The sequence below is a fragment of the Botrimarina hoheduenensis genome (assembly GCF_007859815.1).
Lineage (GTDB): Bacteria > Planctomycetota > Planctomycetia > Pirellulales > Lacipirellulaceae > Botrimarina > Botrimarina hoheduenensis.
This window is the reverse complement of record NZ_SJPH01000001.1, coordinates 565,547-587,577: the sequence shown is the minus strand read 5'-3', so window position 1 is coordinate 587,577 and position 22,031 is coordinate 565,547. Positions and strand designations below refer to the sequence as shown.

Here is a 22,031-nt window from a genome sequence, read left to right as displayed (position 1 = left end):
ACGGCCGCGGTGTTCTACTTTGCTCGCTGGCTTAGATGCTAGCGATCGAAGCGGAGCTCTCGCCGCCGCGCACTCTGTCTCGGCACGCCGGCAGATTCGCTGCTAAACGGGGAAAGCTCGCCCATGGTCGCTACCGGCCCCTCGGCCCTCGATCGTTCGCTCGCGTTGATGAGCCTGTTCGCCAGCCTACTATCCATCTCCGTGGCTAGTGCCGCTGAGCTCGACCTGCCACCGGGCCTGTCCGGCGGGGGCGATATCACTCAAGCCTACGCTACTGAGGGGTACGTCGATGACGGCCGACTCCTCGCGACGCCCAACGCCCAACCGCTCGGTGCGGAAGGCGTTGTCATGGGCGGCGGACCAATGAGCGTTTCTTCGGGCGGATCCTATTTCAATCCGACACTCGGATCGCACATCCGCGCCCGCTACAACACACGCAGCTACGGCCAGGAAGATGGCAACCTCGACCTGGGCACAATGGGGCTGTGGGAAATGGCGGACGGGTTCGGCTTCTTTGACGGTCAAGTGACCCTCAACGATGAGCAGAACGTTGGCTACAACCTGGGACTCGGCTACCGCTGGCTGACGTTGCCGGTGTTCCCCAACAGTGTTGATAGCCAGAAAATCGCGGGCGTGAGCATCTGGGCCGATGGCCAAGGCGTCGATGCCCAAAACTTCTTCCCGCAGGTCGGTGTGTCGCTCGAGTTGCTCGGCGATCGGATCGACCTGCGTGCTAACGGCTACATCCCCGTTGGCCCCAGCCACCGGGATCGCGACTTCGTCCCCGTCACGGGGAGCTTGGAGTACACGCAAAACTTTATCGCTCTGAGCACGCTCGGCATCCGCGACACGCCTCTCACGGTGGGCGAGGTGGAAGCGGCAGGCCGCATCGCGGATCTCGATGCGTGGCTGTTTGGCGGTGTCTACGCCTTCGATGGCGGACCCTACAGCGAAGTCGGCGGCAAGATCGGCCTGCGCGGCTACGCGACGCACGACCTGCTGCTCTCGATCGCGATCACCAACGACGACCTGTTCGATACCAACGCCATCTTTAGCGCCACTTGGTTCATCGGACGCACGCGCAGCAATAACTGCCCGAGCGGTGTCTTGGAAGATCGCTTCCGCGAACCCGTTCTGCGTAACGACTACGTCGCGATGCATACCGGTCAGGTCTCCGGCAGCGGCGACGCTCTGACTGACACCAACGGTGATTTGATCCGGATGGTGCACGTCAACAGCAGTGCCGCAGCGGGCGGCGACGGCACGTTCGAGAACCCTCTCAACGCGCTCGACACGATCAAGGCGAACAGCCTGGAAAACGATATCGTTCTCGTGACCTCTGGCAGCGACTTCTCCGGCCAAATGGCGATGCTCCAAGACGGACAGCGCTTCATCGGCGAAGGGGGTGGCAATGCCTTCAGCATCGGCACCACGCAGTTCGGCACGATCGACCTGCCCGAAACCTCGACCGGTGCTAGCGCTGGCGCTGCGCCCATCATCCGCGACGCCGCCGCCCAAGCGGTGCTGCTTGCGGACGGTAACACGGTCAGCAACTTCAACTTCATCAACAACGCTACCGCGGTCGGTTCGGACGCTACGAACGGCTCGGTCGGTGCGATCCTGAATCAGCTCACGATCGCAGGTTCGACCGTCGCGGCGCTGGACTTTGACACCACGGACGGTGTCTACGACATCCAGAACACGACCATCACGGGCGGAACGGGCCCGGCGGTGCGTGTGGTCGATACGATCGGCGGCTCGATCCAGATGGGTGCAACGACGAGCATCACCGATGTCGCCGGCAACGCGGTCGAGATCGACAATAACGACGGCACGGTTGTCATCGGTTCCGACATCACGACCACCGGCGTAAGCGGCGGCACGGTCTCGATCAACAACAACAAGGACACCGTCCAGGTCTCTGGCGATATCCAGTCGAACAATGCCAGCGCACTGCTTGTGACCAGCTCCGATGCTCAGATCACCACCAGCGGTGCCATCTCCAGCACCGGCACGGGCGATACGGTCTCGATCACCGACGCGGGTGACGGGGTCGCCACCTCGGCCGCGATCAGCATCAACGGCACCGTCTCTAACGACGCCGGCGGAAGTGTGGTTGTGATCAACGGCGGCGACGATGCGATCACCTTCAACGACGACGTCACCGACGCGGGTACCGGTATCTCGATCACCGATCGCGACGCCGGTCAGGTCCGCTTCACCGCGGCCACGGATATCGATACCCAGGCGGGTGCCACCCAAGCGGTCCTCATCAACAACAACAATGCGAGTTCGCAGGTGGCCTTCACGGGCGGGCTCTCGATCACCGCGGCTGGCACAACGAACGGCTTCATTGCTGGCGCAATCGGCATGGATCCGGGCAGCGTCACCGTTGCCGGCACCGGTGTAACGAACGAGATCACGACGGCCGACGGAAGAACACTAGAGATCATCGGCGGCACGTCAACCGGCGGCGTCAATTTCAACACCGTGACCTCTACCAACGGCAGCGCGAACACGATCAACGTGGACGCGTTCGCGGGCCAGGTAAACATCGACGGCGGCTCGGTCACCACCAACGGCGTGAGCGTTCGGGCGCGTGACACAAGCATCGACCTGGACGGTGTGGACCTGGAAAACACCGCTGCCGGGACTGTGGCGGACATTGACTTTTCCACAAATACAACGGCACGTACCGTGCGGATCGCCAACGGCGACCTCAACGGTGGCGACATTGATATCGACTCCGCCAGCACGGCGGGCGGCATCGTCACGCTGGACACGCTCAACACGGGCGGCGGCATCGGCGCGATCAGCCTCGATACGACCGCTGCGGCGAGTGGCAACGTTTCCGTCGTGGGCAATAACCTGACCATGGCGGGAGCGGCAACCGCCGACATCGCGGGCGCGGGGAATGGCTCGGTTACCCTGACCGATGTGACGGGAATCACGGGCGGAGTTTATAACTCCACGGGCGATGGCAACGTGACGGCGTCCTACACTCGGGTCACCGGCACTGGCAATGTCTTGGTCGCGACAACGGGCGAGGGCAACGGTACGCTGACTGCCACGCAGCTCAACACCGGAGGAACGGTCTCTGTCTCTTCCGCAGCCGGGCAGAACAGCGATCTTACCGTCAATATGAACAACTCGGGCAATACGACCGCCTTTGGTGCCATCACGGTCAACGACCTGGGGACGGGCTCCGTCAGCGCGACCTTTAATAACAGCTCGGCGTCAAGTATCGACTTCGATTCCGCTCAAACCGGTGCCGCCACCCTGGCGGTCAACGATGGTGCCTACACCGGCAACATTACCGCGGATGCGATCGGCACGGGGAACTTCAACGCGAGTGTTACCAACGGTACCCAGATCACCAATGGCCGTATCCGCTTCAATGGGATCAACGCGGGATCCGTCGATTACGAAGTCACGGGCCTGACTTACACGAACGCGGCGGCGTCCACCTTACCCGCGTTGGATCTGGTTCTTGGCGGCAGTGTCACCACCGCCGATGTCACGGTGTCAAACAACACCATCTCGCAGGGATTGGACGGCAACGCTTTCTCGCTCGATATTAATGCGGGCAGCTCGGTTGACTTCCAGTTGAGCGGTAACACGTTCACCAACGACAACGTTACCGACCAAACCGCTCTGATCGACGTCGGTAGCAACACCACACTCAACGCCACCATCTCGAACAACCTGTTCACCAACATCAATGTGGGCGGCCCCGAGTTCTTGCTTGACAACAGCGGGGTTTCTACAACCCGACTGGCCTTGAGCGGCAACGGTGATACGAGCGCCGCGATGATCTTCAATAACGACAATGGGGCAAGCAACTTCCAGGTCCGCGGCGTGAACGCGGTCGGAGTTGATGCCGCGAACGATGCGAACGTGACGTTCGATACGGACACCACGTTCGATCCGACACTGGTGGTTCCCACTCCGTAACTTCTCGACAAGACGAGGCGCGGGCTAGACCATTGAGGGAGGAAGTCGAAGCGGCTTCCTCCCTCTTGCTATTAGCTTGGATCCCCTCGCGAGGAAATGCCTTGTGGAGTGCAGCTGCTTAACGTGCGCCGCGTGCGGGTGGCGCACCCTCTGCAATCCGGCGGAAGGGGCCGCCCGGCTACGCCTAGTAGGCTTGCTCCGCCGCGCGGGGGATCCCGATCCCGCGATCGTTGGCGAGCTGCTCCGCGAAGCGGCACCGCGGATGACCTGCCCGAGTTGTAAGTCGATCGGGCTCACCGCCAAATCGGCTGCCGCGGAAGACGAGGAGCTCGACGACTGGCAAGCGGCGATCCTCTGCGAGGCCTGCCGCAAACCGATCCCGACCGAACGCCTCGAAGCCTTGCCGAGCGTCAAGCGCTGCGCGACTTGCCAAAAGCGCGCCGAAGCGGGCCACACCGACGACGAGCCCGACTTCTGTCCACGGTGTGGCGCGCTCATGGAGCTGCGGGTCAGCCGTGGTAGCGGACTAACCCGTTATCGGCTCTTCTGCACCGGCGTGCCCGCTTGCCGTAGCACGTGATCGATTTAACGATTCCTTGCTCAGCGACGCCGGGCAACGCCGGCTAGCGCCAGGCTCAGCAGCAGGGCCGATGCTGGCTCGGGTACGCTCAAGCCGGTCGACGAAACCGATAGCGGCGGGAACATCGAGGCGATGTCGCCCGGGCTCAGCGAGCTGCTGGTCGAGCTCCCCGAGGCCGAAGCGGTCGCAAGGGAATCCACGCCGAACGCGGTCAGCAGCGGACCGGTGAACGCCGCTTGCGCATCGATCACTGCGGCCGACTCGATAATGATCAGATTGCCGTGGTCATCGAGTGGCACGTCGATAAACGTGAGATTGCCCGACTGCGCAACAAAATCGCCCGCGCTGTTCTGGGTGAAGATGCGATCGCTGATATCGACCTTGGGGCCGTTCTGAATGCGCTCGATCACTGTCATGTCGGAGATCTCCGCAAACGGCACAAAGCCCTGCGAATCGAGGAACGAGTTGTCGTCTTGGTTGATAAAGAAGCTGCTCGATCCGGTATTCGGACCGCTCGACAGAGCGAGCGACACCGTGCCCCGCACGTTGGTTAGCCCCGTCGTACTGAAATCAACACGCCGGTCGTTGTTGCGGTCCAAAATAACCGGGCTGAAAGAATCCACCGGATCAAACCCTTCGAAGGGGATCCGATCCACCACGACCGTGTCCGTGCGGAAACCGCCCATCTGCAAAACGAAGCCTTCAACAGCTCGGTTGATGACGCTCTCGTGGTAAACGCCCGCGGTGACGTTGGCGATCATATTGTCCACGAGCGACTGCAAGTTCGCGTTGCCGGTGGGGTTCAAGACCATGTCGAAGTCGCCGACACTGGTCTGGAAACGGATCGTCTGAGCTTCGACCAGCGCGCCGGCCGAAAGAAGCATCGCAACTGCGAGAAGGTGCCGCTGCATGGGTGGGTATCTCTGTTCGATGAGGTTTGCGGGTACTGCGTACCAACCGGGCCGACTCACGCCGCCGGCCATGGCTGAACCTCCATACTAGTCAGCCGCGGCGCAGGCGGCGCGGCTCTGACAGCCCCCGAGCGGCGAAAACTGGGGCCGAAAAACCCGCACAAGTGTCACACGCCGATGTCTTCGTTCCAAAGCTCCGGCCGTTGGGCGATGAAATCTTCCATCAGCCGCCGGCAGCGGGGATCGTCGGCCATCACGAGCTCCACCCCCCGCGAGCGGACATACGCCTCGGGCCCCTGAAAAGTGCGGTTCTCGCCGATCACAACGCGAGGGATGCCGTACAGCAGCGCGGTCCCGCTGCACATATCGCAGGGGGAAAGCGTCGAGTAGAGAGTCGCGCGGCGGTAGTCTTCCGCTTTCAGGCGGCCGGCCCGCTCCAGGGCGTCCATCTCCGCGTGCAGGATGGCGCTGCCCTGCTGCACACGGCGGTTGTGACCCCGGCCGACGATCTGCCCTTCCACCACGAGCACCGAGCCGATGGGGATTCCGCCCTCGGCCAGGCCCGCTTCAGCCTCGCTGATCGCCTCCTGCAAGAACTTTTCGTCGGCGTCAGAGAGCATGCCCATGGCGAGCTTCCGGGGAGCTGGTACATCACAAAGGGGGGGAGGTGGAACACCGCAGCGCTTGGTGGCGACCCAGCGGCGTCGCGAGTATCATCCTCAGTTCCCCCCCTCTCGCCAAGCCGCAACCTGCCCCTCCGCCATGGAACGCCTCCGCAAGTTTGTCTATCTCGCTCCACTGCTCGTGGCCTGCGGGAGCGGGGCCTCGGAGTATCGTGAGGCAGACGACTTTGCCGTGGCGGTTGAGCGGGTCGAGGCGTACGCCGAGGAGTACGGTGCCGCTAATACGCTGCTGGTGGTCGATATCGACAACACGCTGCTAGCAATGCGCAACCCGCTGGGCAGCGACCAATGGTTCGAGTGGCAGGAATACTTGCGCAAGAACGAGCCCGAGTCGCCCCTGTTGGTGGCTAAAGAGTTTCCCCAACTGCTCGAAGCGCAGGGGCTGCTCTTTACGATCGGCCGCATGCGCCCGCCGCAAACGGACCTGCCCGCGCTCGTGGAGCGTGTCCAGTCGCTCGGCGTGCCGACGCTGGTGCTCACCTCACGCGGCGAAGATTTCCGCCCCGCTACCGAGCGTGAGCTAAAAAACAACGGCTACGACTTCGCGAGCAGCGTGTTGCCGACCGAAGGCATCCCCGCAGGACGCTACCTGCCTTACGATCCGAAAGACGTCACCACGGCGGGTCTTACCGCCGAAGAGGCGGATCTGTTTGAGCTGGGCGAGCCCCGCGAGGTGAGTTTCGAAGACGGCATCATGATGTCGTCCGGACAGCACAAGGGTGCCATGCTGCTGACGATCCTGCAACACGCCAAGCAGCTGCCCCAGGCCGTCGTGTTTGTCGATGACCACGGACGGCACGTCCACCGTATCTACGATGCACTCGAGCGGCGTGGAATTGAGATCTCGGCGATTCACTACCATCGCGAAGACCTCAACGTGGCCCGCTTCCGCTACGGCGACAAGACCGAGGTCGATCGACGCTGGCGTCGGCTTGAAGCGGCGCTGACCGAGGCGCTCAGTGTGCCGGTCGAAGCCCCCGCGCCCGCCCTCACTCCTTAAGGCCCTTGCCGCAATCGCAGCGAGGCATGTCAACGCGTGGCCCAGCACGAACTTATCGCCACCGCCACGTTCGGCCTGGAAACGCTTGTCCGCCACGAGGTGCAAGCCCTCGGCTATGAGGCGCGTGTCGCCCAGCCGGGGCGGGTCCGTTTCCGCGGCGGTGACGAGGCGGTGCGCGAAACTAACGTGTGGCTCCGCTACGCGGAGCGCGTGCTGATCGTTGTTGCCGAAGGGCCCGCGACCGACTTCGGCCAGCTCTTTGATCTGGCACGCGCCGCACCGGTGGGCGACTGGGTTCCTGCGGACGGAGCTTTCCCCGTGCGCGGACGTTCGCATAAGTCGCAGCTTTCCAGCGTGCCGGCCTGTCAACGGATCGTCAAGAAAGCGCTCGTCGAAGCGCTCCGCGAGGCGCACGGCGTGCAAGAACTGCCAGAAACCGGGCCCGAGTTCACGTTCGAAATCGCTCTGCTCGACGACCACGCCCTGCTGCTGCTGGACACAACGGGGATCGGTTTGCACAAACGCGGCTACCGTCGCTTGGTGGGCGAGGCACCGCTGCGCGAAACGCTCGCCGCCGCGATGGTTGACCTCAGCCGGTGGACCCCCGATCGGCCGTTCTGGGACCCTTTCTGTGGCTCGGGTACCATCGCGATCGAAGCCGCCCTGCGTGGTCGCAATCTGGCACCGGGCTTGAACCGCTGGTTCGCGTGCGAAGCATGGCCGCGGCTGGCGGGCGACGCGTGGCGGCAGCTGCGCGACACCGCCCGAGCCCGGGCGCAACCGACCTTGCCCGAACGGATCCTGGCAACCGACATCAGCGAAGAGGCGCTCAGCCTCGCCCGTTACCACGCCCAGGCGGCGGGCGTCGCGGACGATATCCACTTCCAGCGCCGCGCGTTTGAGGACCTTTCCAGCAAACGCGACTACGGCTGCCTCGTGACCAATCCGCCCTACGGCGAGCGGCTGGGCGAACGCGAAGCGATCGAAAGCCTCTATCGCACGATGCCCGGCGTGCTGCGCCGGCTACGCAGCTGGTCGCATTACTTGCTGTCGGCACGTGACGACTTCGAGCGGCTCGTGGGTCAACGGGCCGACAAGCGCCGGAAGCTGTACAACGGCCGGCTCGAATGCACGCTGTATCAGTTCCACGGCCCCCGTCCGCCCCGACCGGGTGCGATCGCTGCCTCTGCCGAGGCGACACCCGCCATCGGCCCCGTTGCCGAGGAACCAGCAGCAACAGCGGCACCCCTCCCACGTGCTGAGGCACCTCCTCCGGAGAAGCCCGCGCAGGCCTTCGGCGGGTTGCGTCCCGAAGCGGAACGGCAGGCACGTGAGTTTGCCAATCGGCTTGCAGCGCGGGCGCGGCACCTCCGCCGCTGGCCCACCAAGCGCGGAATCACCTGCTATCGGCTCTACGAGCGCGACATTCCCGAAGTGCCGCTGGTGGTCGATCGCTATGAAGACGCGCTGCACCTCACCGAGTACGAACGCCCGCACGAACGCACCCCCGCCGAGCACGCCGACTGGCTGGACCTGATGGCACGCACCGCCGCCAAGACGCTCGAAGTGGACCGCTCGCTCGTATTTCTCAAACGCCGCGAACGACAACGGGGCGATACGCAGCACACCCGCGTCGCCGACGAACGCTGCTACCGCATCGTCAACGAAGGGGGGCTCCGCTTCCGTGTGAACCTCTCCGATTACGTCGATACGGGGCTGTTCCTCGATCACCGCATCACACGCGACAAGGTTCGCCAGGAGGCCGCCGGCAAACGGTTCTTGAACCTCTTCGCCTACACCGGCTCGTTCACCGTCTACGCAGCGGCAGGGGGCGCGCTGGAAACGACCACGGTCGATCTCTCGGCAAACTACCTCGACTGGGCCGAAGCGAATCTGCGGCTCAACGGCTTCCAACCTTCCGCGACGCACGAGATTGTGCGGGCCGACTGCCGCGAGTTTGTCGCTGCGCTGCCGAATGAACCGCTGTTTGATTTGGCGGTGGTAGATCCGCCGACGTTCTCCAACAGCAAACGCCTGGACGACGACTGGGAGACGCAACGCGACGCCGTGCCACTGCTGGGCGCGCTCGCGCCGCGCATGGCACCGGGGGGCGTGGTGTACTTTTCGACCAACTTCCGCCGGTTCCACTTCGACGAAGGGGCACTGGCGGGTTACTCGGTCCGCGAGATCAGCAAACAGACCGTGCCGGAAGATTTTCGCAACCAGCGCATCCACCGCTGCTGGCGACTCATGCGCGAGACTTAGGCGGCTTGCCAATTCACAGACGAAGAATGTGCTGCCCCGTGGTCAAGCTATCTCGGTTCCGATTTAGACAAGTGCCTTAGCTACTCGCCGCTCAAGATCGGCCAGCGGCGCCAGGTTTTGGGATCGACGCTCAGCACGTCCAGATGCAGCGAAGGAGCCAGGCGTTCGCGCTTCCACTGGCTCGCACGCCACAGGCGGTCGAAACGCTCCAGCCACGCCGCGAGCTGCTCCGGTGCGTGCTCGGGGAAGCGCGCCTGCAAACGCTCGAGCGTGCGCTCGGTGGCGTCGAGATCGCCGATGGCCGAACGCTCGATCTCGTCGAGCACCGCGTACGGCATGAGGTCCGCTTCGTCGGTCTGGCCGGCGCCGGGAGGACGCAGCTCGGCGGTCGGCTGTTGGGCGTTGATCGCCGCCAGAGCGGGCAGCGGCCCCACGCCCGCCGGGCCGACCGTCTCCATCCACTGGAGCCAATCCAGCACGAAGCGTTTGGATACACCGGCGATGGGGGCGTAACCGCCGGAGGTGTCGCCGTCCATGGTGGCGTAGCCCACGGCCGCCTCGCTCCGGTTGCCGGTCGTCAGCAACAGCGCGCGGCGCAGGTTCGCCAGCATCCACACGCCCGGCGAGCGGACGCGCGACTGGATATTTTGCAGCGCTAAATCGTCGGTCTCCCACGTGAGGGGGTGACCCACCGCTGCGGCGGCAAGCCCGGTGTACCGCTCGACAAGGTCCTGTACGTCCCACTCGTGGTGCGTGGCACCGACCGCGGTGGCGACCGCGCGGGCGGCGTCGCGGGTGACCGTGCCGGAGTTGCTCGTCGCCTGATAGACGGTTTCGAGCGTAGCCGGGTCGCCGCTTAGTCTGCCGATCAGCCACACCAACGACGCCACCGCCGCCGAGTCGGCCCCGCCACTCAGCGAGAGCACAAACCCCTCCGCACGGCACTTGCGACGATAGTCATGGAGGGCGAGCGACACGGCCCGCGAAAACTCTTCGTAGACCACCGCGTCGCCGGTCTCCCACGCCGCCTGCGGGGGTGAGTGGGGGTTCAGCTTCTCCGCGTCCGCCGGCGAGCGCTGCCATGCGGCCGAAATGATCGTGTCTCCCGGCTTAGTCTTTGTGGGGCTATCCGCGACGTCAACATCAACAACCGTCAGGGTGCGATCGCCGAACACAAAGCGCGGCCCCTGATGCGTCAGCGTGTCGCGCTGAGCGATCAGGGTCCCCCCCTCGTACAGTGCACGGCCCGACTCGTTGCCCAACAGATTCGTGTAGAGGTAAGGACCGTCGATCAGCCGCGAGCCCTCGGTCACTAAGCGCCGGCGGATGGCTTGCTTGCCAAACGCAAAATGGCTCGCCGAGGGGTTCATCGCCAGCGTGACGCCCCGAGCGGCGTAGCCGTTGGCCGGCCGATCCGCGACCCAGGCGTCTCGGCAGATCTCGATGCCCAGTCGGACGCCCGCCAAGTCGTAGAGCAGGTCGCCGGCCAGCACGCTCAGGCCACAGGCTGAGATCGTTGCGACCTTGCCGCGAGGCCAGGGCTTGAACCAGCGCGGCTCGTAGTGGATGCCGTCGTCAGCCAGAAACTGCTTGAGCGTGAAGCCCAGCAGCACGCCGTCGGCGATACACGCCGCGGCGTTGTAGAGACGACCTTCAACCTCAAGCGGCAAGCCGACCACGGCACCAACCCCCTGCGTTGTGGGAAGCAGCGCCGCGAGAGAATCGAGAGTTCTGCGCCGCACGTGCGGCGCGTAGAACGCGTCTTCGCAGCCGTAACCACTGAGGCATAGCTCCGGCAAGCAAACGAGGGTCGCCCCCGCCCGGCGGGCCGCTTCAATGGCCTCGCTGGCGCGTGCCAGATTGCCACGCCAGTCGAGCGGTGTTTGGTTGAGCGCCACAGCGGCTATTCGGAGCGACTTCACGCGGAGACCTCGGCAGCGACGGGGCTCAGACCGAGCCGTAAAACATTCAGGGCGTGTTTGGCGACCAGCGATTGGTGAATCGAGCGGTGGCCCACCAGCACGATCCGCTTGGATTCGACGCCCTGCGGCCCCGCCACCGCGATCGGAACCCCCTCGCCCGTGCGTGTCGCGTCCGCGTGCGATTCTGGTGTCGGCCTCCCCACCGCGACGCCATAGTCCGCGTTAGTGGCTGTGCGAATCGCAAGGGCCTCGCGCTCGACCGAGGGGACATCGCACGGGGCTGTTGTGTCGAGGATCGAATACAAACGCCCACCGCGATAGATACCTCGTCCTTCATCAAGCCGTGACAGCCAGTGGCCAAGCCAGCCGGTCGTCATTGACTCGCTCGTGGCAACCGTCTTTTTACTCTTCGCTAGATTGTTGAGAAGCGCTTCGGGCAAATCGATTTCGTGCTCCGGATCGCATTCGGCAAAGATCAGGTCTCCCAGCACTTGGCGGACCTGCTCGAGCGTGGGCGTCATCGCCGCGAAGCATGCCTCCGCAGAGCTACCGGTGGCGGTAATGCGGAGCGTGATCGTCGCCTTGCTGGCGGTGATGCCCACCAGCGGCTCGCGGCCCCGGCGGATCAGGTCGGGGAGCATCGCTTCGAGCTGGCTCTCGCCGACACCGAAGCACTTAACCAGGTGGTGACGCATGACCCGCCCACCACCGGTAAGGCGCGCGATGGCGGGAGCGACCGTAGCGGCCCACATCTCGCGCATCTCTTCCGGCACGCCGGGCAGCGCGAAGAAACGCGTTTCGGCGAAAGTGAAGTCGACGCCGGGAGCCGTGCCGCCGGGGTTGGGGATCGCCCGCGCGCCGGCAGGCGACTGCGCCTGGCGGCGATTCTGCGGCGGCATCTCGCGCCCGCGGCTCCGGAAGAGGGCTTCAAGTCGCTCCACGGTTTCAGGATCGGTGACCAGTTCCACCCCCGCGGCAAGGGCCAGGGCGTCGCGTGTCAGGTCGTCGGCAGTGGGCCCCAGGCCACCGGTCGAGACAACCAGATCGGCACGTCGGCTCGCCACGAGGAAGGCGTCGCGGTTGAGGGCCAGATCGTCGGCCACGGTCGTGTGGGCGACGATTTCGACGCCGAGTTCGGTGAGCCGCTGACTGAGCCACTGGGTGTTGGTATCCAGCCGCTGGCCGGTCGTTAATTCGTCGCCAATCGCGATCACTTCGCCACGCATGCTCAGGTTCCTGCGCGAAATTAGCGGTCGGCTAAAGATTGCGGACAAGTGAGATCGCCTGTCCAACGGAATATTATTGTGTGCAGAGGGATTGTCGGCACACCGCTGATAAACGCCCAGGGGCTGTCCCGCAGGGCGTGAGCATGGGCATTCCGCGGGGCCATGAACTTAAGTCGCGAGAAGTTCGTGGTCGAGCCGCTTGCTAACGGTCCGGGCCGCTGCTACGGTGTGACAGATGGGATTTGTGGCCGCTTGCAGCCTTGACTGCTAAAGAGCCATCGCATCCGCCCTAGCCTGCTTCGTAGCTCGCCGACGTCTTCTTGGCGTTGATCGCTCTGAGGCTGCTTAGCGGTCCGCCGCCGCGGAGCGATCACTCTCGCCGTTCTGGCTCTGCAAATCGGTTTCGAGACGTAGCTTTCGTCTTGCCCAGCCCACGCTGTTGCCTGCCGTTTCAGGCTCGTCGCAACGCGGGATTATTGTTCTAAACCGAGAACACCAAACCGATGCCCACCAGCACCTCGCCCGACACCAAAACCGGTGCCGCGGCCCCTCACCCGACAACACGACTCCCCATGGCTCAGCCGAAGCCTACCGCGACCACCAGCTCTGCGGCACCGCAAGGCACCGGCACCCTCGCGGTGCACGCCGGCGAAGCTCGGCAGAAGGTCGGCGATTCGATCACCGATCCGATCTTCTGTGCCTCGACCTACACATTTACTGACACGCAATCGATCATCGACTTCATCGAGCAGCGTCAGCCACGCGAAGAGTACGGTCGCTACAGCAATCCGGGCGAGCGCGTCGCGGAGCAGAAGCTCGCCGCACTCGAGGGGGCCGAATCGTCTGTGCTGTTCGCCAGCGGCATGGCGGCGTTTGTCGGCGTGCTGATGGCCAAGCTCAATCAGGGAGACGAGGTTGTCTTCTTTGACGAGTGCTATCGGCGCAGCCGCGAGTTCTGCATCAAGCACCTCGCCCGCTTCGGCGTCGAAACCAAGACGGTCCGCACCGGCGATTATGACGCCATGGAGGCCGCCATCACGCCCCGCACGCGGATGCTCATCAGCGAGTCGCCCACCAACCCGCACCAGAGCTGCATCGATCTGGATCGCTACGCCGAGATCGGCCGCCGTAACGGCGTTGAGACAATGATCGACGCGACGCTCGCCACGCCCTACAACCTGAGGCCGATCGATGCGGGAATCGACTACGTGCTGCATAGCTGCACAAAGTACCTGGGCGGGCACAACGACCTGCTGGCCGGATCGGTAGCAGGGTCTTTCGAGGCCCTCGAATCGGTGCGCAACCTCCGCGGCATTATGGGAGCCATCAACCAGCCTCAAACCGTATACTTGCTGTTGCGCGGCCTGAAAACGTTCGAGCTGCGGATGCAGCGTCACAACGAAAACGGTCTGGCTGTGGCACGCTACCTGGAGGCGCACCCGCGGATCGAAAAGGTTTACTACCCCGGCCTCGAATCGCACCGCGATCACGAGCACGCGACACGCTATATGCGGGGTTTCGGCGGACTGGTCACCTTCTTGGTCAAGGACGCCGATTGGCGTGGCACCGCCGACGTTGTCGATGCGGCCCAACTGGGCCGCATCGCGCCAAGCCTCGGTGGTGTCGAGACCCTGATCGAGCAGCCGCTGGTGATGAGCTACTACGAGTGTACTCCCGAAGAGCGCGAAAGCTTCGGCATCCCCGACAACATGATCCGCCTGTCTTGCGGTATCGAAGACGCAGCGGATCTGATTGCCGACCTAGAGCAGGCGCTGCGCGCCTGACGCCTCCGGCCCTTCGAGCCCCCCGCGCTACAGATGGCTATCCTCGGCATCGGGACCGATATCATCGAGTGCCTGCGCATCGCGCAGCTCATCGAGCGTCATGGTGAGCTGTTCATCGCGCGGGTCTACACCGAGCACGAGATCGCCTACTGCTCGGCCCGCAAAGCGGCGATGCAGCACTACGCCGGCCGCTGGGCCGCTAAAGAAGCGGTTCTCAAGGCGTTGGGCACAGGCTGGGTGCGCGGCATCGGGTGGCGCGATGTCGAGGTTCGCCACGCCCCTGGCGGCGCACCGCTGGCGCACCTCCAAGGCGGCGCGCGCGACGTGATGGTTAACGCCGGCATCGAGCGGATCCATCTCTCGATCAGCCACTGCCGTAGCCACGCGACGGCCTATGCGATCGCCGAAGGGGGATAGACGCCGCTCAGTCGAACGCCACGTTTTCGTGGTCCAGCGTGATCGATGCCGCAACATCGAGCCCCCCGAAGAACTTTGGCAGCGCCCAACTGTTTTGGTCGTAGGGCGTTGTCGCGGCGACCGTCACGGAACGCGTTGTGGTATCGATCACTCCCGGCGAGACGGCGATGGTGGCTCCCAGCACGCCAGCCGCACGGAGCCGATCGGCCACGATCTGCTCCACTTGGGCGGTGGTCGCCCCGGGGACGATCCCCGTGCGGGCCCCCATGTAGACCGCTTGGTCCATCGAGTGACGCACCACATGGAAGCGGCCCACCTCGATCATCGCCAAAAAGAGGAAGAAGGTGATCGACGCGCTAAAGGCGAACTCAACCGTCGCGGTTCCGCGGCGATCTTTCGGACCACAGGCGTTCGAGCGACGTCGTGCGACGGGTTGGCGATGATGAAACATGCTGATTTCCTGCAAGCCGTCGGGCACAAAAGCCCGCCAGCGCGGAGCGTCTTTTTTATTGAACGAGGATCGCAGGCAACTGTTCGGCGATCGTCCGGAAGGCCTCGGTGAGCTGCTGCGCGGTGCTGGCATGGTAATGCTGCCCACCGCCAGCAAGAGCAACATCGGCCATCACCTGCAGATCGGCCCCATCACCAAACGATATCGTGTGTACGGTGATCCGACTGTTGGCCGCTCGAGCAGCACGGGCGACGGGATCGGCACCTTGGGTGCGACGCCCGTCACTCAGCAAGATCATCGTGCGGTTGGCCGTCATTCGCCGTTCGGACGCATTCAAGAGCACCAAGCGGCCCTCATCGATTCCGGCACCGATGTTGGTGTCGCCAATGATGGGACGGGTCCCAATTGCCGCAGCGGCGGTGAGGTAATCCGAGGTGTTCGAGCTGAGCAGTTGGTCACGCGTAACCCGAGTCGAGTTGAACAGGCCGAACGTATAGTCGCTGGCGTACGAAACGAGCCCCACCTGCGCGTTCAAGCGCCGATCCACGATCACGTCGCGGAACACGCCCAAGGCATCTTCAAGCTTGGCCCACCGGCTCTCGGTCGGGTGAGGTGCTTTGAAGTAGTTCTGCAGCGTCGAGTCGTTGTTGTATTCGGCCGGATAACTAAAGTCGACGCCCGAGAGGTCCCATGCCATGGAGGCGGATCGATCGACCACCATCACAATATCGTGATCGTAGCGTGCAGCTGTGGCGGTCTTGGAGAGCGTGAACTCGTCGGGATTCAAGATGTTGCCGAGCATGGTGGACACCGCCGCGGTGGCGGCACTCCCTCCGCACGCTGCTACAACCCGCGCTGAGTTGAGCGGCTGGACACCGGCGTTAAAGACAATCGTGCCGTTTGGCTGACGCTGGGCGTTGCCAAACTCGATGTCCGACCCGCGCAAAATCAGATCACGACCGCCGACCTGGTACTCGCGAGCGATCTGCCGCGCTATCGTGCGTGCCTGACTCTGATTCTGAGTCTGACTCAGCGCGACGACTGCCGCCTTGGCGGTAGCGTCGCTAGCCGATCGGAGCTGAGTGTTCGTCAGCTCGATGTAGGACCAGTTGATAATCAGGGCACCGAAGCTCACGAGCGCCGTCGACATGACGGCGATCAGCACGAGCGTGGCCCCGCGGCGGCGGCTTGCAGCGCCGCCGCCACGGAGTCGACGCCTCCCCAGTGGACGATTCGTTGACTTGTTCATAAGGAAGACTCCTGACGCAACCAATGGCGATCGAAATGGGGGTCGCTAAACCCATCACTCACGAACAAAGACAACTTCTTCAACAATATCTGGCACTCCGGTGAGCACCATATTGGAACTTGAGTTACCGCTTACGGGTGCGGCTCCGGTGATCCGAATGACCTGGCCAACGGTAGCCCCCGCCACCTCGGGGGGATCGATCGTCAGCGTTGCACCACTCACGCGGCGGTCATTCATGATGTTCTCGAAGCGATCGCGAACCATCGTCGAGTTCGTTCCCGGTCGGCCCGCCATCCGCCCCGCCTCGTACGTTGCCACCGCCAGCGACTGCTTGACGAAGATCACCTCGCACAGTTCGAGCGTGCCGAAGATGATGATCGACATGATCGGCAACGCGAACGCCAACTCGACGATCTCGGCACCGCGTCGCTGCCCCATCCGCCCGCGCCGCATTGAGCGGCGGCGGGCGGCGGCGATTTTGAGCGGAGTGAACATGAGAGGAACCCTTGCTTGGGACGAATCGGCAGCGATCCGTGGCTCAGCGAGGCAGGAGTGTCAGCGGGCCCTGGCCGAGGTCGTCGTTCAGATCGACAACCGCGACCACGTCGTTGTAGTCAAGGTCACCGCCGTTCAAGAGGTCCTCGAAGCCCAGCAGCACATAGCGATCCCCCAGCAGCCATGCTGCCAAGTGCTGAATGCCGTCCGGGTTCAGATGATCCTGATTGGTAAAGATGTGCCGACCACCCCGCACCGCGTCGCGAACGATGAAGAATTCGAACTGCGTGCCGGCGGGGAAGTCGCCCAGCTCGACAAAGTCTCCGTCGTTCAACATCACCGGACCACCATGGGTACCGTCCGAGACGTCCGGGAAGATGATCTTGCGAACGCCGGCACCAGTGGAACCGGCGATGGTCGTTGAATAGCCAAGCGTGTTTCGGTAGCCGGCTCCCTCATGGATGAAGTACACCCGCACCGGGCGGTCTGTCGGGTTCAGGATAAAGAGCGCGTCTTCATCCAGGCGGGTCACGCCTGCGGCGAGGAACTCAACCCCTTCACGCAGGTGCACATCAACCAACTCCGAGGCCCCCGGAAGGATCTCGTTGTTGAAGGCAGCGGCTCGATCGTCGGAACCGCTCACCATCACCGGGGCCACGTGGGGCATGCCAAAGACCGTAAAGGTCGACTGCACTTCCTTGACCTCCGCGGCAGACGCCCCGGTGATCGAGGCTAGCGCAAACACGCCAAAAACAAACCGTACGGATCTTAGCGCAGACATAGCCGTAGCCTCCGGGGCCGAGGTGCCGCAGTGATGCGGCTTAATGAAAAGACACAGGGTGAAGAGGGAGGAATCCTTCTCGACCATCGCTGGCAGAGAAGCTTCCACTCAAACCCTAGGTCACGATTCGGCCCGAGGTCGGGAAAAAAGCGGGCTCCCTGGAGTTTGTGACGTAACGCCTCAAAAAGGCCGTCACACAGTGCCCCGTGACGCTAATTCCCCGGAGAAATTGAGATCTTGAGGCTCATGAGCCTGTTGCGACCGACGAAATCTCAAGACCCCCGGGGCGGGAAATCGACTCCCTTGCAGTACGGCACTCCTGCGGTGCAGCACTGCCTGCTCCGAGCAGAAGATTGGGCTCAGCCTAAGAAGCAAGGCGCTTACCGCGGGGCTCAGCCTACACGTGGTTCAATTTGTTGAGCCCATTGTACGCGGCCACCTTGTAGCACTCGGCGAGCGTCGGAAAATTGAACACGTTGTCGATAAAGAACTCGACCTTCCCGCCCAGCGCCATCACAGCCTGGCCAACGTGGATCAACTCGGTCGCTTCGGCACCAATGATATGGATGCCCAACAGCTCGTGGGTCTCTTGGTGGATCAGCAATTTCATCATGCCGAGCTCATCGCCCAGCAGCTTCGCACGGGCGATCTCGCGATAATGGGCGATGCCCGCCTCGTAAGGGATGCCCTCATCGGTGAGCTGCTCTTCGGTCTTGCCGAGCATGCTGATCTCCGGCACCGCGTAGATGCCGAAGGGAAACAACTTCGTGTTGTAGTCACGCGTGTCGCACACGCCGCAGGCGTGGCACACCGCACGACGTCCCTGCTCCATGCTGGTCGATGCCAGCGCAGGAAATCCGATAACGTCGCCGGCGGCGTAAACGTGCGGCACGTTGGTCTGATAGTGCTCATTGACATGCAGCCGTTCGCGATCGTCGAACTCGATCCCCACCTTGTCGAGCCCAAGCTCGCCACAAACACCCTGGCGCCCCACGGCATAGAGCAGCACTTCAGCGCGGAGGGTCTTGCCCGATTCAAGCTGCGCCTGGACCAGCTTCGCCGGCCCCGAGTTCGGGCGTCCCGAAATGTCCGTCTCGGCATCGATCTCGGCGATGCTCTCGACTTTCTCTCCGAGCCGCAAAGTGATGCCCTTCTGTCTCATGAAGTACTGGAACGTCCCCGCGATCTCTTGGTCTAGAAAACCAAGAACCTGATGGCGTCCCTCGACCAGCGTGACGCGCACGCCGAGTGTCGCCATGATGCACGCGTACTCGCTCCCGATCACGCCGCCGCCGACAACGATCATCGTGCGCGGGATGCGGTCCAGGTGCAGCAGCTCATCGCTCGTGAGAATGTTGTGCGGATTGAAGGGGATATGGTCTGGCCGGGCCGGTCGAGTTCCGACCGCCACCAAAAAGCTGTCAGCCGTCACGCGTTCGGGCCCGTCTTTGGTGAGCACTTCGATCTCGTTTGGTCCGACAAAGCGGGCGTGCCCCCAGATCAGCTCGACATGGTTGCGCTCGAACTGGCTGCCGATCAGCTCCCACTCGTGCCGAATAATCTGCTGCGAGAAGCTCGCGAGGTCCGCGATCGTTACGTCCTTCTTCGCGCGATACGAAGCCCCCAGCAAATTGCGTTTGTCGGCCCCCGTGAGCGTGACGACGGCTTCGCGGAGCGCCTTGCTGGGGATCGTGCCCGTATTGACCTGCACGCCCCCCACGACGGGGCTCTTCTCGATGATGCCGACCTTACGGCCGAGCTTGGCAGCCTGGATGGCCCCTTTTTGGCCGGCAGGGCCGGTGCCGATCACGAGAACGTCGTAGTGCTTGGACATGAAGTAAGCGCGCGCGTTGGGAAGGTTGTAGCCGAGTAAGGGCCGCGATGGGCCTCCTCAGCCTAGCACCGATCAGCGCGGCTGAGAACGCGGGCCCTGCCCCGCGCTAGCTTTGGCCCCGCCCCTCGCAGGCCAGCCGCTGGGCAAGCTGGAACGACTCGACATCGCCGCTTCGGCCCATCACCACGAGCGTGTCATCCGCCTCGAAGCGATCATCGGGATCAGGATTGAAAACCATAGATCCCCCCGCGCGGCGGATGCCCACGATCATCAGATTGTGCCGCTGCCGCGCCGCGGTGTCGCGCACCGTAGCCCCTACCAGAGGACTGCTGGGAGGGATCAGCAGTTCCTCCAGCTCAACATCGATCTTTTCGTGGTTGGTGAAATTCTCAAGCATCTCAGCGGCGTTGGGCCTGGTAACCAGGGCCGCCATCCGACGCCCGCCGATCACGGCGGGCAACACCACCTGATCAGCCCCCGCTTGGCGAAGTTTTTTCTCGGTGGCGGCCTGCTCGCCCCGGGCAATGATCCGCAACGTGGGGTTGAGATTCCTGGCCGTGAGCGTGAGGAAGACGTTGTCCGAATCGCTTCGCAGCCCGATCACGATCGTCGTGGCCCGCTCGATACCGGCGTGCAGCAGCGTCTCCTCGTCGGTGGCGTCGCCGACGACCACCAGCTCTCCCAACTCGGTCCGCGCGAGGTCGGCAACCTCTTGATTGGAGTCGATCACCACGTACCGCTTCTTGCGACGAGCGAGCTCCGCAGCGATCGTCCGGCCGATACGTCCAAAGCCACAGATGATGGCGTGGCCTTTCATTTGATCGATTTCTTGTTCCATCCGTCGCGCCCCCAACGCTTGGTTGATCTGCCCCTCGACCATGGATTGGACAATCAGGGCAACCGTATATCCCACACCAAACACGCCGATCAGAATGATGGCGATGGTCAGCAGCTTCTGTTCCGCCGAGATCGTGCTGACCTCGCCGTATCCGACGGTTGTCACCGTGATCACGAAGAAGTAGACCGCATCCAGCCACGTGCAACCGGTTAGCGTTTTGTGCGCCGCAACCGCGATCGCAAAGAACACTCCGAGAAACGTCAGACTGCGACGGATCCGTAACAGTAGCGGAACCGACAGGTTTTGGTCGTAAGCTGGCAAACTTTTAACGACCCTTCTTGAAAACAGCTCGGGCTTCTTCGCAACGACAACAATTGGTTTGTTAGGTGCGATAGTCGGCGTTCAACCGAACATACTCGGCGGTGAGGTCGGTGGTCCAGAATCGGGCCGAAGCGGAACCTTCATCGAGTATCAACAGCAGCAGCGTATCGCGCTGGTTCGCGATGCTGTCGGAGACCGTTGCCTCGTCGAAAGGGACCGGTGCCCCTTTGTCGTAAACCAGCAGGCCGTTGATCAGCAGCGTCACGCGGTCGGGATCAAACGGCACCCCGGCGTAGCCGGCGGCGGAGACGATACGGCCCCAGTTGGGATCGGCACCGGCGATGGCGGTCTTCACCAGCGGACTATCCGCGATCGTCTTGCCGATACGCACCGCGTCGTCACGACTGCGGGCCCCATGAACCTCGACCGTGATCAGGTGCGTGGCCCCCTCGCCGTCGGCGGGGATCGCGACGGCCAGATCCTCGCAGACCTCGACCAGTGTCGCGCGGAACGCGGCCAGATCACGATCCGCCAGCGGCGGGCCGTCGGCCGCCCCGTTGGCTAGCAGCAAAACCGTATCGTTGGTGCTGGTGTGGCCGTCAACGCTAATGCAGTTGAACGACTCGACCACCGCCTCTGAAAGCGCGGCCTGAGCGTCGCTCGCCTCGAGCACGGCGTCGGTCATCACCACGGCCAGCATGGTTGCCATGTTGGGCCCGATCATCGCCGCGCCTTTGGCGACACCAACAAGCGAGATCTCGCGATCGCCGAGGCGGATCGTGCGGCTGCGGATCTTGGTGACGGTATCCGTGGTCATCATGCCGCGGGCGACGGCCTCGAGGGCCTCGGGCCCCGCGGCCATTTTCTGCGCTGCAGCGCTCACCCCCGCCGCGATCTTTTGCATGGGCAACGGATGACCGATAACGCCGGTCGAGAGCACCAAGAACTCTTCGGGGCCCGCTCCGGTCGCCTCGGCTGCCAGGGCGGTCATCTGCTTTGCGTCGGCCAGCCCCGCAGCACCGGTACAAGCATTAGCGACACCCGAGTTGATCACAACGCCACGGGCCTGTGTGGTCGGCGTCCGCTGTCGGTCCAGCAAGACGGGCGCGGCCTGCACCAGATTCTGCGTATAGACGCCTACGGCCACCACCGGCCGATCGCTAACAATCAGCGACAGGTCCAGCTTCGTCTTATCTTCTTTGACGCCGCTATAAACCGCCGCGCCCCGGAATCCTGGCGGGAAGCCAATGGGCTTGGCGGGCGGGGTATCCGCTTCAGTCGTGGCGGTTGCGGAGGTGGAGTTGGCCATGCGGATCTCTG

The 22,031-nt window shown here is 63.5% G+C and carries 17 protein-coding genes; 6 read left to right on the top strand and 11 right to left on the bottom strand.

Annotation, left to right across the window (positions count from 1 at the left end):
* Positions 1-123: 123 nt before the first annotated feature.
* Both Pla111_RS02250 and Pla111_RS02245 read left to right on the top strand, forming a co-directional pair.
* Positions 124-3,954: a beta strand repeat-containing protein gene (locus tag Pla111_RS02250; RefSeq protein WP_146570952.1), complete on the top strand. Its 3,831-nt coding sequence runs from the start codon at positions 124-126 to the stop codon at positions 3,952-3,954.
* 193 nt (positions 3,955-4,147) lie between these two features.
* On the top strand, positions 4,148-4,534 hold the full coding sequence (locus Pla111_RS02245) for a TraR/DksA C4-type zinc finger protein (protein WP_146570950.1): 387 nt from the start codon (positions 4,148-4,150) through the stop codon (positions 4,532-4,534).
* A gap of 20 nt (positions 4,535-4,554) precedes the next feature.
* On the opposite strand, the gene Pla111_RS02240 is transcribed toward Pla111_RS02245, so the two are convergent.
* Both Pla111_RS02240 and Pla111_RS02235 read right to left on the bottom strand, forming a co-directional pair.
* A complete protein-coding gene (locus tag Pla111_RS02240; protein ID WP_197524679.1) occupies positions 4,555-5,418 on the bottom strand; it encodes a peptidylprolyl isomerase in 864 nt (287 codons plus the stop codon).
* A gap of 194 nt (positions 5,419-5,612) precedes the next feature.
* Complete coding sequence (locus tag Pla111_RS02235) at positions 5,613-6,071, bottom strand: nucleoside deaminase (RefSeq protein ID WP_231930578.1); 459 nt, start codon at positions 6,069-6,071, stop codon at positions 5,613-5,615.
* A 136-nt stretch (positions 6,072-6,207) separates the two neighbouring features.
* Between Pla111_RS02235 and Pla111_RS02230 the strand changes: the two genes are divergently transcribed.
* On the top strand, positions 6,208-7,128 hold the full coding sequence (locus Pla111_RS02230) for a DUF2608 domain-containing protein (RefSeq protein WP_197524678.1): 921 nt from the start codon (positions 6,208-6,210) through the stop codon (positions 7,126-7,128).
* A gap of 36 nt (positions 7,129-7,164) precedes the next feature.
* Positions 7,165-9,393 carry a bifunctional 23S rRNA (guanine(2069)-N(7))-methyltransferase RlmK/23S rRNA (guanine(2445)-N(2))-methyltransferase RlmL gene (gene rlmKL / locus Pla111_RS02225; protein ID WP_146570943.1) on the top strand — a complete coding sequence of 743 codons (2,229 nt, stop codon included), beginning with the start codon at positions 7,165-7,167 and terminating at the stop codon, positions 9,391-9,393.
* Positions 9,394-9,473: 80 nt separating this feature from the next.
* Here rlmKL and nadE read toward each other — a convergent pair whose 3' ends face one another.
* Positions 9,474-11,315 (bottom strand): NAD(+) synthase, encoded by a 1,842-nt coding sequence (gene nadE, locus Pla111_RS02220; RefSeq protein ID WP_146570941.1) that lies wholly within the window; start codon positions 11,313-11,315, stop codon positions 9,474-9,476.
* A complete protein-coding gene (locus Pla111_RS02215) occupies positions 11,312-12,541 on the bottom strand; it encodes a molybdopterin-binding protein (protein ID WP_146570938.1) in 1,230 nt (409 codons plus the stop codon). The genes nadE and Pla111_RS02215 overlap by 4 nt, the downstream gene beginning before the upstream one ends.
* Positions 12,542-13,113: 572 nt before the next feature.
* Here Pla111_RS02215 and Pla111_RS02210 point away from each other — a divergent pair.
* On the top strand, positions 13,114-14,325 hold the full coding sequence (locus Pla111_RS02210; RefSeq protein ID WP_146571556.1) for a trans-sulfuration enzyme family protein: 1,212 nt from the start codon (positions 13,114-13,116) through the stop codon (positions 14,323-14,325).
* A 33-nt stretch (positions 14,326-14,358) separates the two neighbouring features.
* Positions 14,359-14,742: a holo-ACP synthase gene (gene acpS / locus Pla111_RS02205; protein WP_146570936.1), complete on the top strand. Its 384-nt coding sequence runs from the start codon at positions 14,359-14,361 to the stop codon at positions 14,740-14,742.
* Between the two features lie 7 nt (positions 14,743-14,749).
* On the opposite strand, the gene Pla111_RS02200 is transcribed toward acpS, so the two are convergent.
* The 7 genes from Pla111_RS02200 to argJ all read right to left on the bottom strand — a co-directional run bounded on the left by Pla111_RS02200 (position 14,750) and on the right by argJ (position 22,020).
* Entirely contained in the window at positions 14,750-15,193 is a 444-nt protein-coding gene (locus tag Pla111_RS02200) for a TadE/TadG family type IV pilus assembly protein (RefSeq protein WP_197524677.1), read from the bottom strand.
* A gap of 55 nt (positions 15,194-15,248) precedes the next feature.
* A complete protein-coding gene (locus Pla111_RS02195) occupies positions 15,249-16,442 on the bottom strand; it encodes a vWA domain-containing protein (protein ID WP_146570932.1) in 1,194 nt (397 codons plus the stop codon).
* A 54-nt stretch (positions 16,443-16,496) separates the two neighbouring features.
* A complete protein-coding gene (locus Pla111_RS02190; protein ID WP_146570930.1) occupies positions 16,497-16,937 on the bottom strand; it encodes a TadE family protein in 441 nt (146 codons plus the stop codon).
* 43 nt (positions 16,938-16,980) lie between these two features.
* Positions 16,981-17,718 (bottom strand): DUF4114 domain-containing protein, encoded by a 738-nt coding sequence (locus Pla111_RS02185; protein ID WP_197524676.1) that lies wholly within the window; start codon positions 17,716-17,718, stop codon positions 16,981-16,983.
* A 397-nt stretch (positions 17,719-18,115) separates the two neighbouring features.
* The gene (sthA, locus tag Pla111_RS02180) at positions 18,116-19,552 is read right to left on the bottom strand and encodes a Si-specific NAD(P)(+) transhydrogenase (RefSeq protein ID WP_146570926.1); all 1,437 of its coding nucleotides are present in this window, start codon (positions 19,550-19,552) and stop codon (positions 18,116-18,118) included.
* Between the two features lie 106 nt (positions 19,553-19,658).
* Positions 19,659-20,711, bottom strand: a complete 1,053-nt coding sequence (locus Pla111_RS02175) for a potassium channel family protein (protein WP_146570924.1) — start codon at positions 20,709-20,711, stop codon at positions 19,659-19,661.
* Positions 20,712-20,772: 61 nt separating this feature from the next.
* Complete coding sequence (gene argJ / locus Pla111_RS02170; RefSeq protein WP_146570921.1) at positions 20,773-22,020, bottom strand: bifunctional glutamate N-acetyltransferase/amino-acid acetyltransferase ArgJ; 1,248 nt, start codon at positions 22,018-22,020, stop codon at positions 20,773-20,775.
* Positions 22,021-22,031 lie beyond the last annotated feature (11 nt).

What these genes read in the sequence shown, in the direction of transcription:
- Pla111_RS02230 (WP_197524678.1), top strand. Translation starts at nt 6,208, where the DNA reads ATGGAACGCCTCCGCAAGTTTGTCTATCTCGCTCCACTGCTCGTGGCC.
- Pla111_RS02240 (WP_197524679.1), bottom strand. Translation starts at nt 5,418, where the DNA reads ATGCTTCTTTCGGCCGGCGCGCTGGTCGAAGCTCAGACGATCCGTTTC.
- Pla111_RS02190 (WP_146570930.1), bottom strand. Translation starts at nt 16,937, where the DNA reads ATGTTCACTCCGCTCAAAATCGCCGCCGCCCGCCGCCGCTCAATGCGG.
- Pla111_RS02195 (WP_146570932.1), bottom strand. Translation starts at nt 16,442, where the DNA reads ATGAACAAGTCAACGAATCGTCCACTGGGGAGGCGTCGACTCCGTGGC.
- Pla111_RS02250 (WP_146570952.1), top strand. Translation starts at nt 124, where the DNA reads ATGGTCGCTACCGGCCCCTCGGCCCTCGATCGTTCGCTCGCGTTGATG.
- argJ (WP_146570921.1), bottom strand. Translation starts at nt 22,020, where the DNA reads ATGGCCAACTCCACCTCCGCAACCGCCACGACTGAAGCGGATACCCCG.
- sthA (WP_146570926.1), bottom strand. Translation starts at nt 19,552, where the DNA reads ATGTCCAAGCACTACGACGTTCTCGTGATCGGCACCGGCCCTGCCGGC.
- Pla111_RS02215 (WP_146570938.1), bottom strand. Translation starts at nt 12,541, where the DNA reads ATGCGTGGCGAAGTGATCGCGATTGGCGACGAATTAACGACCGGCCAG.
- acpS (WP_146570936.1), top strand. Translation starts at nt 14,359, where the DNA reads ATGGCTATCCTCGGCATCGGGACCGATATCATCGAGTGCCTGCGCATC.
- Pla111_RS02185 (WP_197524676.1), bottom strand. Translation starts at nt 17,718, where the DNA reads ATGTCTGCGCTAAGATCCGTACGGTTTGTTTTTGGCGTGTTTGCGCTA.
- Pla111_RS02235 (WP_231930578.1), bottom strand. Translation starts at nt 6,071, where the DNA reads ATGGGCATGCTCTCTGACGCCGACGAAAAGTTCTTGCAGGAGGCGATC.
- Pla111_RS02210 (WP_146571556.1), top strand. Translation starts at nt 13,114, where the DNA reads ATGGCTCAGCCGAAGCCTACCGCGACCACCAGCTCTGCGGCACCGCAA.
- Pla111_RS02200 (WP_197524677.1), bottom strand. Translation starts at nt 15,193, where the DNA reads ATGTTTCATCATCGCCAACCCGTCGCACGACGTCGCTCGAACGCCTGT.